12 protein-coding genes, 1 pseudogene and 1 riboswitch are annotated in these 14,158 nt (G+C 72.7%); of the genes and pseudogenes, 2 read left to right on the top strand and 11 right to left on the bottom strand.

Annotation, left to right across the window (positions count from 1 at the left end; translation table 11 throughout):
* Nucleotides 1-3 precede the first annotated feature (3 nt).
* The 4 genes from ACIGXP_RS24880 to ACIGXP_RS24865 all read right to left on the bottom strand — a co-directional run bounded on the left by ACIGXP_RS24880 (nt 4) and on the right by ACIGXP_RS24865 (nt 4,807).
* Complete coding sequence (locus tag ACIGXP_RS24880) at nt 4-675, bottom strand: O-methyltransferase (RefSeq protein WP_363217855.1); 672 nt, start codon at nt 673-675, stop codon at nt 4-6.
* Nucleotides 676-721: 46 nt separating this feature from the next.
* Nucleotides 722-1,843 carry a DUF2330 domain-containing protein gene (locus ACIGXP_RS24875; RefSeq protein WP_399771651.1) on the bottom strand — a complete coding sequence of 374 codons (1,122 nt, stop codon included), beginning with the start codon at nt 1,841-1,843 and terminating at the stop codon, nt 722-724.
* Between the two features lie 155 nt (nt 1,844-1,998).
* A complete protein-coding gene (gene proP, locus ACIGXP_RS24870) occupies nt 1,999-3,378 on the bottom strand; it encodes a glycine betaine/L-proline transporter ProP (RefSeq protein WP_399771648.1) in 1,380 nt (459 codons plus the stop codon).
* Between the two features lie 259 nt (nt 3,379-3,637).
* Nucleotides 3,638-4,807 carry a steroid 3-ketoacyl-CoA thiolase gene (locus ACIGXP_RS24865; protein WP_363217858.1) on the bottom strand — a complete coding sequence of 390 codons (1,170 nt, stop codon included), beginning with the start codon at nt 4,805-4,807 and terminating at the stop codon, nt 3,638-3,640.
* 204 nt (nt 4,808-5,011) lie between these two features.
* Here ACIGXP_RS24865 and ACIGXP_RS24860 point away from each other — a divergent pair, with 204 nt between their 5' ends.
* Nucleotides 5,012-6,247, top strand: coding sequence for a cytochrome P450 (locus tag ACIGXP_RS24860; RefSeq protein WP_399771644.1), 1,236 nt, complete (start codon nt 5,012-5,014; stop codon nt 6,245-6,247).
* A 73-nt stretch (nt 6,248-6,320) separates the two neighbouring features.
* Here the strand turns inward: ACIGXP_RS24860 and ACIGXP_RS24855 are convergent, their stop codons facing one another.
* From ACIGXP_RS24855 to ACIGXP_RS24825, 7 genes are all read right to left on the bottom strand, one after another.
* Nucleotides 6,321-7,022 (bottom strand): YoaK family protein, encoded by a 702-nt coding sequence (locus ACIGXP_RS24855; protein ID WP_399771641.1) that lies wholly within the window; start codon nt 7,020-7,022, stop codon nt 6,321-6,323.
* A gap of 91 nt (nt 7,023-7,113) precedes the next feature.
* A complete protein-coding gene (locus tag ACIGXP_RS24850) occupies nt 7,114-7,527 on the bottom strand; it encodes a transglycosylase SLT domain-containing protein (RefSeq protein ID WP_363219105.1) in 414 nt (137 codons plus the stop codon).
* Between the two features lie 332 nt (nt 7,528-7,859).
* Nucleotides 7,860-8,696, bottom strand: a complete 837-nt coding sequence (locus ACIGXP_RS24845; RefSeq protein ID WP_363219104.1) for an ECF transporter S component — start codon at nt 8,694-8,696, stop codon at nt 7,860-7,862.
* Complete coding sequence (locus ACIGXP_RS24840) at nt 8,693-10,495, bottom strand: ABC transporter ATP-binding protein (protein ID WP_399771637.1); 1,803 nt, start codon at nt 10,493-10,495, stop codon at nt 8,693-8,695. The genes ACIGXP_RS24845 and ACIGXP_RS24840 overlap by 4 nt, the downstream gene beginning before the upstream one ends.
* The gene (locus ACIGXP_RS24835) at nt 10,492-11,613 is read right to left on the bottom strand and encodes a CbiQ family ECF transporter T component (protein WP_399771634.1); all 1,122 of its coding nucleotides are present in this window, start codon (nt 11,611-11,613) and stop codon (nt 10,492-10,494) included. Before ACIGXP_RS24835 ends, ACIGXP_RS24840 begins: the two co-directional genes overlap by 4 nt.
* Nucleotides 11,600-12,241, bottom strand: a complete 642-nt coding sequence (locus ACIGXP_RS24830) for an SCO2322 family protein (protein WP_399771632.1) — start codon at nt 12,239-12,241, stop codon at nt 11,600-11,602. Before ACIGXP_RS24830 ends, ACIGXP_RS24835 begins: the two co-directional genes overlap by 14 nt.
* A complete protein-coding gene (locus ACIGXP_RS24825; RefSeq protein WP_399771629.1) occupies nt 12,238-13,446 on the bottom strand; it encodes a prenyltransferase/squalene oxidase repeat-containing protein in 1,209 nt (402 codons plus the stop codon). Before ACIGXP_RS24825 ends, ACIGXP_RS24830 begins: the two co-directional genes overlap by 4 nt.
* Nucleotides 13,447-13,562: 116 nt before the next feature.
* A riboswitch (cobalamin riboswitch) is annotated at nt 13,563-13,689 on the bottom strand.
* Between the two features lie 59 nt (nt 13,690-13,748).
* Here ACIGXP_RS24825 and ACIGXP_RS24820 point away from each other — a divergent pair.
* Nucleotides 13,749-14,069: pseudogene (locus tag ACIGXP_RS24820) on the top strand (phosphotransferase); the annotation flags it as partial.
* Between the last annotated feature and the right edge of the window lie 89 nt (nt 14,070-14,158).

Below are 14,158 nucleotides of genomic sequence, written 5' to 3'. Positions count from 1 at the left end.
CGCTCAGGCCAGTACCCGGGCCAGCGCGAAGCCGTCGTAGCCCTTGCTGCCGACCGTCTGGATCGCCGTCCCGCTCAGCCGCGGATGCGAGGCGATCAGCTCGATCGCGGCACGCGTGCCCAGGATGTCCGGCTCGGTGCTGCCCGCGTCGACGACCCGGCCGCCGCGCACCACGTTGTCCACGACGATCAGGCTGCCGGTGCGGGTCAGCCGCAGCGCCCACTCCACATAGTGCGCGTTGTTGGCCTTGTCGGCGTCGATGAACACCAGGTCGAACGGGGCCGGGTTCTCGTCGGCGAGCTGGGGCAGCGACTCCAGGGCCGGGCCCACCCGCACCTCCGCGATCCGGTCCAGGCCGGCCCGGGCGATGTTCCGGGTGGCCACCTCGGCGTGCTTGGCGTCGTACTCCAGCGAGATGAGTCTGCCGTCCTCGGGCAGCGCGCGGGCCAGCCAGATGGTGCTGTAGCCGCCGAGGGTGCCGATCTCCAGGATGTGCCGCGCACCCTGCACCTGGGCGAGCAGCTGGAGGAACTTGCCCTGTGCCGCCGTCACGGCGATGTGCGGCAGCCCGGCGGCGTCGTTCTCCCGCAGGGCCGCCCTGAGCGCCTCGTCGTCGGGTGCCAGGTGACCGGTGAAGTACGCGTCGACATCGTCCCAGAGCTGGGAGTCGCTCATGCTCCTGCTGCCTTTCCCGAGTGTCTGCCCTTCTCCCCGCATCGTCTCAGCCGGCGGGCGCCGACGGGGTGATCGGCGGCGGAGGCTGTACGGGCGGCGGCGGATTCACCGGCCGCCGCGAACGCCGTACGACGATCAGGGCGACGGCGGTGCCGGCCAGGAGCAGCACGCCCCCGACCGTGAGCAGCCAGGCCGGGATCCCGGCGATCTCGCGCAGCCGGTCGTCGTAGATCACCTGCTGGACCGGGGTGTCGGCGGCGGCCCGGCGCAGCTCGTGGTCGCCTACGATGCGGGCGGGCTCGGGGAACCACTGGGTGAGCGCGGTCAGATACGGCGTTCCGGCGGCCAGCCTGCCCAGGCTGCTGTCGTCGTGCGTGCGGAGACGGCCCGCGAAGACGACGCTGGGCTGGAGCCCGCCGATCGCCGAGCGCGTCCGCATGCGGTGCGCGGCGAGGACGTACAGACCGAGGGACTGCGGCCGGGTCGCCAGGCGGGACAACCGCATGGGGTACACCGGGGCGTCCGCGGCGAAGGTGAGGTGGATCGGGTCCAGCGCGCCGTTCAGCACGGTCCCGGCCGTCTCCGGGGCGAGCCGGACGGCCACGTACTCCCAGTGCCGGTCGACGTACGGCTGCAGGGCGCTCTTCAGCCGGTCGGGCAGCGCGAAGCCGTGGGCGTGCAGCCAGTCGCCGAGTGCGGCCGGGTCGGTGGCGGTCAGCCGGGCCACGTCGAAGGGGCCGAGCCGCTGCCGGTCGACCACGCCGACGGTGCTGCCGGGCCTGGCTGCGCCGTCGCCGGAGAGGCCGTGACCGTCGAAGGGCCAGTCGCCGTTCTCCGGCCAGAAGTGGTAGCGGGTGCGGTGGACCGGCTGGATGGCCTCGGCCAGCTGGTCGAAGAGGGCGCGGTCGCCGAGGCGGACGGTGGCGCGGTGCGGCACGGGCATGATCCAGGCGGCGTGCCGCGCGTCGCCGTTCACCGTCAGCCGCATCACGATCTGCTCCTGGCGGCCGTCCCAGCGCAGCACGGACTGCTCGTCGGCGACGGATATCCGTGCCGACGGATCCGGCACCATCGCTCCGCAGCCGCAGGCGTAGGCCGGGGCGATGAGCCAGGTCAGCTGGATACCGAGGAGGGTGAGGACGAGGGTGAGGATGCGGGCGCGTTTCACGGGGCAACAGACGTGCCGCACGTGTGATCGGTTCCGGCACCGCAGTGCCCCGTGCGGGGCACTGGAATGCCGTGTTCCCCGTGCGGCTTCGCCGCGTGGGCGCGATCAGCCCCCACGCACCCGCACCCGGCAAGGGCGAGGTACCCCTGCGGCGCTCAGCGGCCTTCCACCGCCGGGGCGGAACCCGGCAACGCCCGTCCCGCCGACTCCGACATCCGCCACACCGCGACACCGCCCACGACAGCCGCCGCCATCATGTAGTACGCGGGCATCATCATGTTCCCCGTCGCCCCGATCAGCGCGGTCACGACCAGCGGAGTCGTCCCGCCGAACAGGGACACGGACACGTTGAACCCGATGGACAGGGACCCGTACCGCACCCGCGTCGGGAAGAGAGCGGGCAGCGCGGCCGGCATGGCCGCCGTGAAGCAGACCAGCAGCAGACCCAGCGCACCCATGCCCAGCGCGACCGCGAGCAGGCTGCCCTGGCGGATCAGCAGCAGGGCCGGGATCGACAGGAACAGGAAGCCCGCACAGCCCGCCGCGATCACCGGGCGGCGGCCGACACGGTCCGTCAGCGCGCCCGCGAAGGGCTGGACGATCATCATCAGGGCCATCACGCCCAGCACGACCAGCAGGCCGTGCATCTCGTCGTACTTCAGCTCACTGGTGAGGTAGCTCGGCATGTACGACAGCAGCATGTAGTCGGTGACGTTGAAGACCAGCACCAGGCCCATGCACAGCAGCAGCGCCTTCCACTGGCCCGCCACCATCTCGCGCAGCGGCACCTTGGGCCGGGCGGCCTCGGCCTTCTCCACCTCCGCCGCGAACGCCGGGGTCTCCTCAAGACGCATCCGCAGGTACAGGCCGATGATGCCCATCGGGCCGGCGATCAGGAACGGGATCCGCCAGCCCCAGGAGAGCAGGTCCGCGGAGGAGAGCAGAGCGGTCATCACGGTGACCAGACCCGCACCGCCGATGTAACCGGCCAGCGTGCCGAACTCCAGCCAGCTGCCGAAGAAGCCGCGCTTCCTGTCCGGGGCGTACTCGGCGATGAAGGTCGACGCGCCCGCGTACTCACCGCCCGTGGAGAACCCCTGCACCAGCCGGGCGGCCAGGAGCAGCAGCGGGGCGCCCACGCCGATCGACGCGTACGACGGGATCAGGCCGATCGCGAACGTACCCACCGCCATCATGATCATCGTGAGGGCGAGGACCTTCTGGCGGCCCACGCGGTCGCCCAGCGGGCCGAAGACCATGCCACCGAGCGGCCGGACCAGGAACGCCGCCGCGAAGGCGCCGAACGTCGACAGCAGCTGGGCGGTCGGGTTGCCGGACGGGAAGAACACCTTGCCCAGCGTGACCGCGATGTAGCTGTAGACGCCGAAGTCGAACCACTCCATCGCGTTGCCGAGCGCCGCGGCCTTCACGGCGCGCCTGACGAGCGCGGGGTCGGTGACGGTGACGTCGCGGGCCTGCGTGGCCGGGCGGGTCTTCAGGGACGGGGACGGGGATACGGCTGTGGCGGTCGCCAAAACGGGGCTCGCCTACCTTTCGACGGGGACAGGGCGCGGTCCGTACGGCGACGCTGCCGGAAAACGGGCCGAAAGTGACCATAGGCGGCGTTCGGCACCTCACGTGACGTACGCGAGTCGCTGCACACTGCAGCTGAATGGGCCTTACGCAGGTACGTCTCCCCGCTCCCGGCGAGGCATTCCGCCCTTCCGCTGTGATGCTTCTCGCGCCCGGACGGGCAACCGGCGCACCGCGCGGAGGGCGGCATTCCCCGGCAACCTACAACCGCTGAATGATCGTCCCGGTCGCCAGCCCGCCGCCCGCGCACATGGTGATCAGTGCGCACTCCTTGTCCGTGCGCTCCAGCTCGTGCAGGGCGGTGGTGATCAGGCGGGCCCCTGTCGACCCCACCGGGTGGCCCAGGGCGATCGCACCACCATTCACGTTGACCTTGTCCAGGTCCTGTTCGAAGACCTGGGCCCAGCTCAGCACCACCGACGCGAACGCCTCGTTGATCTCCACGAGGTCGATGTCCCTCAACGACATCCCCGCCTTGCCCAGCACCGCGCGCGTCGCGTCGATCGGCCCGTCCAGATGGAAGTGCGGGTCGGCTCCGACCAGCGCCTGGGCGACAATCCGTGCCCTCGGCTTCAGTTTCAGCGCCCGCGCCATCCGCTTCGAGGCCCACATGATCGCCGCCGCCCCGTCCGAGATCTGCGACGAGTTGCCCGCCGTATGGACCGCCGTGGGCATCACCGGCTTCAACCCCGCCAGCGCCTCCAGGGACGTGTCCCGCAGCCCCTCGTCCTTGTCCACGAGCCGCCACATGCCCTGACCGGCGTACTGCTCCTCCTCGGTGGTCGGCACCTGCACGGCGAACGTCTCGCGCTTGAAGCGTTCCTCCGCCCAGGCCAGCGCCGCCCGTTCCTGCGACAGCAACCCCAGCGTGTCCACGTCCTGCCTGGTCAACCCCCGGTGCCGCGCGATCCGCTCCGCCGCCTCGAACTGATTCGGCAGGTCGACGTTCCATTCGTCGGGAAACGGTTTGCCCGGACCGTGCTTCGAGCCCGACCCCAGCGGGACCCTGCTCATCGCCTCGACCCCGCAGCTGATGCCGACGTCGATCACGCCTGCCGCGACCATGTTGGCCACCATGTGCGAGGCCTGCTGTGAGGAGCCGCACTGGCAGTCGACGGTCGTGGCGGCCGTCTCGTACGGCAGTCCCATGGTCAGCCAGGCCGTGCGCGCGGGGTTCATGGACTGTTCGCCGGCGTGGGTGACCGTGCCGCCGACGATCTGCTCGACCGCGTCGGCGGGGATGCCGGTGCGGCCGAGGAGTTCACGGTAGGTCTCGCCCAGGAGGTAGGCGGGGTGCAGGTTGGCTAGCGCGCCGCCGCGCTTGCCGATGGGGGTGCGTACGGCTTCGACGATCACGGGTTCGGCGGCCATGGGTGCGGGTCCTCTCCGAGAGGGCTCTCCTCCAGAACTAGTACGCGTTCTAGTTCTGAGTGCAGTCTGCTGACGTGATGTCCATCACCGCAAGGGTCGTGCAGTGGATTGAGGGCGTCGCGCCTCTTGCCACTTGTAGAACCCGTTACTACGGTCGCGGCAATTCGCTGATGGACCGTCAGGACTCATCGACGGGAGCCGCCGATGCACTGCCCCGCGCTGCCCGACGGGTTCGACTTCACCGACCCGGATCTGCTGCACCACCGCGTGCCCTTCCCCGAGTTCGCCGAGCTGCGCCGCACCGAGCCGGTCCGCTGGATCCCGCAGCCGCACGGCGTCGCGGGCTTCGCCGACACCGGCTACTGGGCCGTCACCCGGCACGCCGACGTCAAGTACGTCTCCACGCACCCGGAACTCTTCTCCTCCACCGTCAACACCGCGATCATCCGCTTCAACGAGCACATCCGGCGCGACGCGATCGACGCCCAGCGGCTGATCCTGCTCAACATGGATCCCCCGGAACATACGCGGGTGCGGCAGATAGTGCAGCGCGGCTTCACGCCACGTTCCATACGCGCCCTGGAGCAGCGGCTCCGCGCGCGTGCGGAGGCGATCGTCGCGGGAGCCCGGGCCCGCTCCGGCCCGTTCGACTTCGTCACCGAGGTCGCCTGTGAGCTGCCCCTGCAGGCCATCGCCGAGCTGATCGGCGTGCCCCAGGAGGACCGGTCCAAGATCTTCGACTGGTCCAACAAGATGATCGCCTACGACGATCCCGAGTACGCCATCACCGAGGAGGCCGGCGCGCAGTCTGCCGCCGAGATCATCGCCTATGCGATGAACATGGCCGCCGAGCGCAAGAAGTGCCCGGCCCATGACATCGTCACGACCCTCGTCGCGGCGGAGGACGAGGGCAACCTCAACTCCGACGAGTTCGGCTTCTTCGTGCTGATGCTGGCGGTGGCCGGCAACGAGACCACCCGCAACGCCATCACGCACGGGATGCACGGCTTCCTCACCCATCCCGGCCAGTGGGACCTCTTCAAGCGGGAGCGTCCGGCCACCGCGGCCGAGGAGATCGTGCGCTGGGCGACCCCGGTCAACGCCTTCCAGCGGACGGCCACCCAGGACACGGAACTGGGCGGGGTCCGGATCAGGGAGGGCGATCGCGTCGGCCTCTTCTACGCCTCGGCCAACCATGACCCCGAGGTCTTCACCGAGCCCGATGCCTTCGACATCACCCGGGATCCCAATCCCCACCTGGGGTTCGGCGGAGGCGGCCCGCACTACTGCCTCGGCAAGTCCCTCGCGATCCTGGAGATCGACCTGATCTTCAACGCGATCGCCGACGCGATGCCGGGCCTGCGGCTCGCCGACGCCCCGCGCCGGCTGCGCTCGGCCTGGATCAACGGCGTCAAGGAACTCCGGGTCACCACCGGCTGACCGGGGCGGTCGTCCCGTCCCGAGGCAGGCACTCCGGGGTGGAGGCCGCGACCGGGCCCGCGGCGGGTACGGCTCACTCCCGGCCGGATGCCACCACCGCCAGCACGCCCGACGTCCCCGCCGCGACCAGCAGGGGAATGCCCAGGCCGTGATGGAGGACCAGCCATGCGCCCAGGCAGGCGCCGGCGAGCATCGCGATCACCGCGGCCGTGCGGCGCGGCGAGCGGTGACCGGTGGCGGCGCCCAGCCGGGACTCGGCGGCCAGGCCGGTCAGGGTCATGGTCAGGACCGTGGTGGTGGTGAGGGCGGCGACGCCCAGTTTGCGGACGGTCGCGTTGCGCAGGCCCATCGCGAACGCCGTCAGGGCGATCAGGGCGTAACGGGTGCCGGTGGTGCCCGGCCAGACGAACGCCACCGCCGCCGAGGCGCCGACCAGGACCGCCTCCGAGGCCAGGGTCAGGCGGGTCCACCGGCGCCGGGAGCCGGCCGCGGCATGGGCCGTCACCCGCCCGCCCGCCACCGCGCCGAGCAGGAAGCACGCCAGCGAGGTCGCCGTGTGCGGGACGGAGAAGCCGGGCGCGCCGGCGGCCGCGAAGCCCAGGACGACCACGTTGCCGGTCATGTTGGCCGTGAAGACCCGGCCCAGGCCCAGATAGCCGACAGCGTCGATCAGACCGCTGACCGCGGTCAGGGCCAGCAGCACGACGACCAGCCGCAGCCCGCGCACCTCGGGGTCGTACGACGGTGCGGCCGCTGCTTCCTCCGCTGCGCTCACCGCTCCAGTGGACCATGCGGCGCAGGTGAGGGAACGCCGAAGGCGGCGGCCCGGGAGCGGGCCGCCGCCTTCGGAGGCTTTGGGTGTCGGCTCAGTACCAGCCGTTGGCCTGCCAGAAGCTCCAGGCCTTGGCCGGGCTGCCGTAGCGGGAGTTCATGTAGTCCAGGCCCCACTTGATCTGGGTGGCCGGGTTGGTCTTCCAGTCGGCACCGGCCGAGGACATCTTCGAACCCGGCAGGGCCTGCACCAGGCCGTACGCGCCGGAGGAGCTGTTGGTGGCGGTCGGGTTCCAACCGCTCTCCCGCTCGACGATCTTGCTGAACGCGTTGAACTGCGCGGCGTCCGGGATCATCTTGTGCGCGATCGCCTGAGCGGAGGAGGCCGAGGCGGGCGCGGCCTGGGCGGGTGCCGCGGACAGCGCCATACCGGCGGTGGCGGCGGCCACGGCGGCGGCGGTGAGGGCCTTCTTCGGGGAAGCGATGCGGCGGATGAAGGAGACGGACACGGAGAACCTCTTGCGTCGGGGACAGGGGATCGCCCGCATGGGATGGACCACGCGCTGTGGCCGCATGCGTCGGCGCCGCGGCCCTGAGGGCTCGTGGCGCCTGGCGACGTCGTCCAGACAAGCAGGCGCGAAGTTGGTCCGCAATGACCCCTTTTACTAGTTGTGGCCGGATCGGCCGGAATCACCCGCCGTGTGGCGTGGCTCTCAAAGTGCAGGTCAGCGGGGGTGCACGAAAGGATGTATCGGACATTTGGGACTACGGTCCCGCATCGTAGGTGACCTGCGTCATGTGGGGTGCTTCACCGACTCGCTCACCACGCGGATACGGGAACTCACCGACCGTGCTCGCCGAATGTGACCGCGGTCTCGAAGGCGGCCCGCCGGGTGGCCCGGCGCAGCGCGCGCAGCACGGCCGGTCCGAGCGCGAGGGTCAGCGCCACCGTGCAGACGGCCCGGCCCAGGTCCCAGCCGAGCGAGGTGGCCAGGCAGTAGGCGAGGAAACGGGCCAGGTTGGCCGGGACGGAGACATGCGCGTCGAAGGAGATGTTCGAGGCGGAGGCACCCATGAACGGCCAGCCCGCCAGATTCATGACCGTGCCGTAGGCGAAGGCGGCGAGGAAGCCGTAGCCGGCCAGCAGCAGCAGTTCCCCGCGTCCCCGCAGCCGCACGGGCCCCGGCAGCAGCCCCGCGCCCATCGTGAACCAGCCCATCGACAGCATCTGGAACGGCAGCCACGGCCCGACCCCGCCCGTGAGCAGGGCGGACGCGAACATCGTCACCGAGCCCAGGGTGAAGCCGAAGCCGGGGCCCAGCACCCGCCCGCTGAGCACCATCAGGAAGAACATCGGCTCGACCCCGGCCGTCCCCGCGCCGATCGGGCGCAGCGCGGCCCCGGTCGCGGCCAGCACACCCAGCATGGCCACGGCCTTCGGCCCGAGATCCGATTCGGAGATCGTCGCCGCCACCACCGCGACCAGCAGCACCAGCAGGCCCGCGAAGAGCCAGGGCGCGTCCTGGGCATGGGCGCTCAGCTGCGAGGTGGGCGGGGCGAGGAAGGGCCAGCAGAAGGCGGCCACGCCGACCGCGCTGACCAGCGCCAGCGCGGCGAGCGAACGGGGGCCGAGCCGGACGGCGTGCAGCCGTGCGGCACCCGGCCGTGCGGCGCTCACCCGAGGGCCTCCCGTACCTGGGCCACGGTGAGCCACTGCTGCGGGGCGAGGATCTTCGTCACCTGCGGCGCGAAGGACGGTGAGGAGACGACGATCTGCGCCGTCGGCCCGTCCGCGATCACCTCGCCCTCGGCGAGCAGCACCACCCGGTGCGCCGTCTCGGCCGCCAGCTCCACGTCATGCGTGGCCAGCACGATCGCGTGCCCCTCGGCGGCGAGCCCGCGCAGCACGGTCACCAGGCGGGCCTTGGCCGCGTAGTCGAGGCCGCGTGTCGGCTCGTCGAGCAGCAGCAGGGGCGGCCGGGCGGTCAGTACGACGGCGAGGGCGAGCGCGAGGCGCTGGCCCTCGGACAGGTCGCGGGGGTGGGTGTCGTCCGTGATCCCCGGCACCAGCTCGGACACCAGGGCCCGGCAGGTGCCGGGCTCGGCCCCCGCGTCCCGGTCGGCCGCCGCGCACTCGTCGGCGACCGTGTCGGCGTAGAGGAGGTCCCGTGGCTCCTGGGGGACCAGGCCGACGCGGCGGACGAGGTCGCGGGGGGAGGTGAGGTGGGGGGTGACCGTACCGACGGTGACGGTGCCGGAGGTGGGAGTCACGAGTCCGACCAGGGAGCTGAGCAGGGTGGACTTTCCGGCGCCGTTGCGGCCCATGAGGGCGATGGTCTCGCCGGGAGCCACCGTCAGGTCGACGCGCCGGAGGGCGTCTGTGCGGGCGCGGCGGACGGAGAGGGAGCGGACTTCGGCGATGTGCGTCCGCCGGGCTTCTGCGGTGGGGGCGGGACGGCGCCGGAACCGGAGGCGGCGCCCTGTGCCGGTGCGGGCCGGGGGCTGGTCCGCCTGCGGGCGCTCGCCGGGTGCGGCGCCTCCGCGCTCGACGGGGCCGCAGTTCCCCGGGGGCGTGGGGCTGTATCCGATGTGCGGCTGTCGCCGCGTGGGCGCGACCGGCCCCCGCGTCCCCGCACCCGAAGCGGCATGTGTGCCCAGGGCTGCGGCCAGGCGTTCCCTCAGGTCACCGGCGCGCCGGCGGGCGTCTCTCACGGTGAGGGGCAGCGGGGACCAGCCCGCCAGTCGTCCCAGGTCCACCACCGGCGGGAACACGGGGGAGACGGCCATCACCTCGGCCGGGGTGCCGACGACCGGCGCTTCGCCGGGGCCGGGCAGGAGGACCACGCGGTCGGCGTACTGGATCACGCGTTCCAGGCGGTGCTCGGCCATCAGGACCGTCGTGCCCAGGTCGTGCACCAGACGCTGGAGCACCGCCAGGACCTCCTCCGCCGCGGCCGGGTCCAGTGCCGAGGTCGGCTCGTCCAGGACCAGCACCTGCGGGTGGGCGGTGAGCACGGAGCCAATCGCGACGCGCTGTCGCTGCCCTCCGGAGAGGGTGGCGATGGGGCGGCCGCGCAGTCCGGCGAGGCCCAGCAGGTCGAGGGTCTCCTCCACCCGGCGCCGCATCACCTCCGGGGCGAGCCCCAAGGACTCCATGCCATAGGCGAGTTCGTCCTCCACGGTGTCGGTCACGAAGTGCGCGAGCGGATCCTGCCCCACCGTGCCGACCACATCGGCGAGTTCGCGCGGCTTGTGGGTGCGGGTGTCCCGGCCGGCCACCGTGACGCGGCCGCGCAGGGTGCCGCCGGTGAAGTGCGGCACCAGACCGCTCACCGCGCCGAGCACCGTCGACTTGCCCACCCCCGACGGGCCGACGAGCAGCACCAGTTCGCCCTCCGGAACCTCGAAGCCCACGCGCTGGACGGTGGGTTCGGCCGCACCGTCGTACGTCACGCTGACATCCTCGAAGCGGATCACGACGGCTCCTTGGGGGCCTGGGGTACGACGACGGCGGGGAGGAGGGCGAGAAGGACCGCCGCGGCGGGCCACAGGGGGAGCGTGGGGGCGGTCAGGGGGACGACACCGGGGTGCAGGGACTCCGGGTCGCGGGCCGAGGCGAGCGTGAGCAGCGCGGCGACGGCGACACCGGAGCCGGCGACCAGCCAGGCCCGCGCGTCCCACGGGTCCGGCCGGTACCGGGTGCGCGGCGAACGCCGGCCGCCGAGCCTGAGACCCGCGAGCGCGGCGGCGACACCGGCGAGCAGCAGCGGGATGCCGTACGCGCCGCCCTCCGCGGTGAGCAGCCCATAGGTGCCGGCGCACACGCCGAGCAGGCCGCCGAGGGTGAGCGCGGCCGTCGTACGGCGGACACCGGCGGGGACCTCGGCGGTGCGGCCGTAGCCACGGGCCTCCATCGCGGCGGCGAGCGCGACCGAGCGTTCCAACGCGCCCTCCAGGACCGGCAGCCCGACCTGCAGCAGACCGCGCAGGCCCCGGTCCGGGCGGCCGCGCAGGCGGCGGGCGGCGCGCAGGCGCTGGACGTCGGCGATGAGGTGCGGCGCGAAGGTGAGGGCGACGACCACGGCGACGCCGGCCTCGTACAGCGCGCCGGGCAGGGATTTCAGCAGCCGGGTGGGACTGGCGAGCGCGTTCGCCGCGCCGACGCAGATCAGCAGGGTGGCCAGCTTCAGCCCGTCGTAGGCGGCGAAGACGAGCGCCTCGGCGGTGACCTTGCCGCCCAGGTGGATGCCCTGTGCCCAGTGCGGCAGCGGGACTTCGGGCAGGGTGAGGAGGGTGTGGGTGCCGGGGATCGGGGAGCCGAGCGCCATCGCGAAGAGGAGGCGGACGAGGAGGACGGCGAGGGCGACTCTCGCGAAGGCCGTGTAGGCGTGGGAGGAGGGGGTGGTGGTGCGGTGGGTTGCCACGACGTAGGCGGAGGCGGATATGAGGAGGGCGAGGAGAAGGGGGTTGGTGGTGCGGGTGGCGGCGGTACCGAGGCTCAACGACCAGAGCCACCAGGCACCGGGGTGAACAGCGGCAGGCTGCGCCCGGTGAGAGCGACCAGCCACGGACGGGCCGCGGTCAACCGGAGACATTTCGCCGCCGTCGGGACTGCCACACCGCCGCGCCTGCCAGCAGGGCGACGACACCCGCGCCGATCGGCAGACCCAGCGAGGGGCCGCTCGACGAACCGCCGCTCCGTTCCGGTGCCTTCCGGCCGGCGGCCACCTGCTCCCCGCAGCCCCTCTTCGGATAGCCGGCGATCGCACACAACAGCGCGTTGGAGTCGTAGCGCAGCGGCTTGGCCACCGCGGCCAGCGCGTCCGCCGTCGTCGCGTCGGCGGACACCCGCGCGCACGCCGTACGACGCGCCGGCGGTGTCTCGCCGGACGGTGCGTCCGCGGCGGTGCCGAAGTCGAGGACCAGGGCCACCCGCTTCGTACCGGACGTGGCGGGCGTCGCCGCGCAGATCGTGCCGAAGTCCGTCGCACCGCGCGGCCGGTTCGCGTCCGCCGAGTCCGCGCTCACCGCGAAACGGAAGCCCTCCACGGCGCCGTCGTCGGGACGGGCCGTCGACGGGCCCTGCGTGGCGTACGTCCAGTGTCCGCCGGTCCGCTCCCAGAAGGACCAGTAGCGGTAGCCGACGGCGTGCGCCTGCCCGGCCCCGGCCAGCAGGACGAGCACGGCGCCCAGCAGGCTCGCGGCGCGGCGGACCGCGGTCACGGCTGCTGCTTCTTCCGGCCGCTGATCAGGAAGCCGACGCCGATGCCCGCGACGAGGCAGACGCCGACGAACCACCAGACACCGAAGCTCGAACCGCTGTCGGACTTCGTCTTCTGCTTCTGCTCGGTCGCCATCTGCGGGGCGGGCCCCAGCTCGTTGAGGGACCGGACCAGGCTCGTGCCGGCGAAGTCACCCGGCTGTGCGCCGACCGCGTGCGCGGCGAGGATCAGCTGGGCGTACGCCGCCGGACCGCTCTGCGCCGCCCACTGGGAGGCGTTCTTCTCCAGCCAGGCGTACGACGCCTTCGCCTGCTCGCTGCGCCCGTCCGCGGCGAGCGCGACGACCGCGTCGGCCGTGTTGCCGAAGTCCGGCCGGTCCTTGGCGCCGGGCAGCACGGACTGCAGGTGGCCGGTCTTGGCGACGGCCGCCGCCAGATACGCGCCGGCGTTGTCCGCGACCTGCGCGGGGCCGGGGTGGCCGGCCCGGCTGCAGGCGGCGTGCGCGGGCGCCTTGCCGGCCTGCACGACGAACCCCTTGCCGAGCGCGCCGAGCACCCCGGCCGCCGTCGCGTCCGCGTTGGCGGCCGGCTTGCCCTTCTTGTCCTGCTGGAAGGCGAGGGCACCGCCGCCGTCCTGGTCGCAGGGCACGGACATGGCGGCCAGCAGGTCGTAGGGGGACTTGCCGCCGGTGCGCACCCGAGCGGGGTCCTGGCCGACCGCGGCGAACGCGCCGATGACGACGCTGGTGGAGTTGGTGTCGCTCGCGCCGCCCGGCGAGTACCCCCAGCCGCCGTCCTTGTTCTGTGCGTTCGTCAGCCAGACCAGGGCCTTGCGGACCTGCGCGTCGTGCCCCCCGACGGCCTGCAGCGCCTGGACGGCGGCGGCCGTGCTGTTGGTGTCCACCATGACCTTGCCGTCGCAGGCCTTGTCCGGGGTGGCGCGGAACGCGGCGAACGCGCCGTTGCCGCACTGCTGCCCGGCCAGCCAGTCGACGGCCGAGGCGGCCGGCCGGTAGCCGAGGGTCCGCTGGGCGACCAGCGTCAGCGACTGGCGCCACACACCGTCGTAGGTCGGGTCGGACGTGCCGTACAGCCCGGACGGGATCGCGACCTTGGGCGACGGGGACGGGCCGGCGGCCATGGCGGGTGCGGCGGCGGCCAGCACGCCTACGGCGGCGAGAGCCGCGGCACTGCGGCGGACGTTCATGGTCGGCGACTGCCTCTCCCTGCAGGGAGCCGGGCAGCGCGCGGGTGGCCCCGGGCGGCTCGGCTCCGTAAACCTCGACGGTGCCGTGCGCGGCGGGCGGCCGACGCACGCAAGCCGGTCAACGTGCCGTACGGGGCAGTCCGGCTCACCGCGAACAGCGGCTCACGGATGGGGGTCGGCGTCGGAATTGCACCGGCTTCCCCCCGTACGGGTGTGATGACGACCCCGCCACTTTACCGGCAGCCTTCAGCGCCCTGAGGAGTGGCTGTGGGCACAGGACAGCGGTGACCAGGGTCACGGCCATGACGGAGACGGGGAGACTGCTGGGGTCGGGCCGTTCGGCCGATGTGTACGAGGTCGACGACGCCTGGGTCCTGCGCCGGGACCGCGACGGCCGGGGGGACGCGGCAGCCGCGTGCGCCGTGATGGCATACGTACGTCGGCACGGCTGTCCCGCGCCCCGGGGGCGACCCACCGGCTCAGGCACCGATCTGACGCTGAAAAGCCTGTCCGGCCCGACGCTGCTGACCGCCCCCGGCGAGGGCCGGGTCGGCGCGGCGGAGGCCGGCACCCTGCTCGCCTCGCTGCTGCGGCGACTGCACGCCGTACCGGGCAGGGTCGCGGCGGCGCAGGGCGGCCAACCCGACGATGACGCCGAGGGAGCTGGAGCTCCTCGAAGAGGCCGAGCACGTCATACGAGCGGTGGGGCAAC

The sequence above is a fragment of the Streptomyces sp. NPDC053069 genome, from assembly GCF_044546895.1.
Lineage (GTDB): Bacteria > Actinomycetota > Actinomycetes > Streptomycetales > Streptomycetaceae > Streptomyces.
The sequence above is the reverse complement of the archived record's forward strand: the minus strand, read 5'-3'. Positions and strand labels throughout refer to the sequence as shown.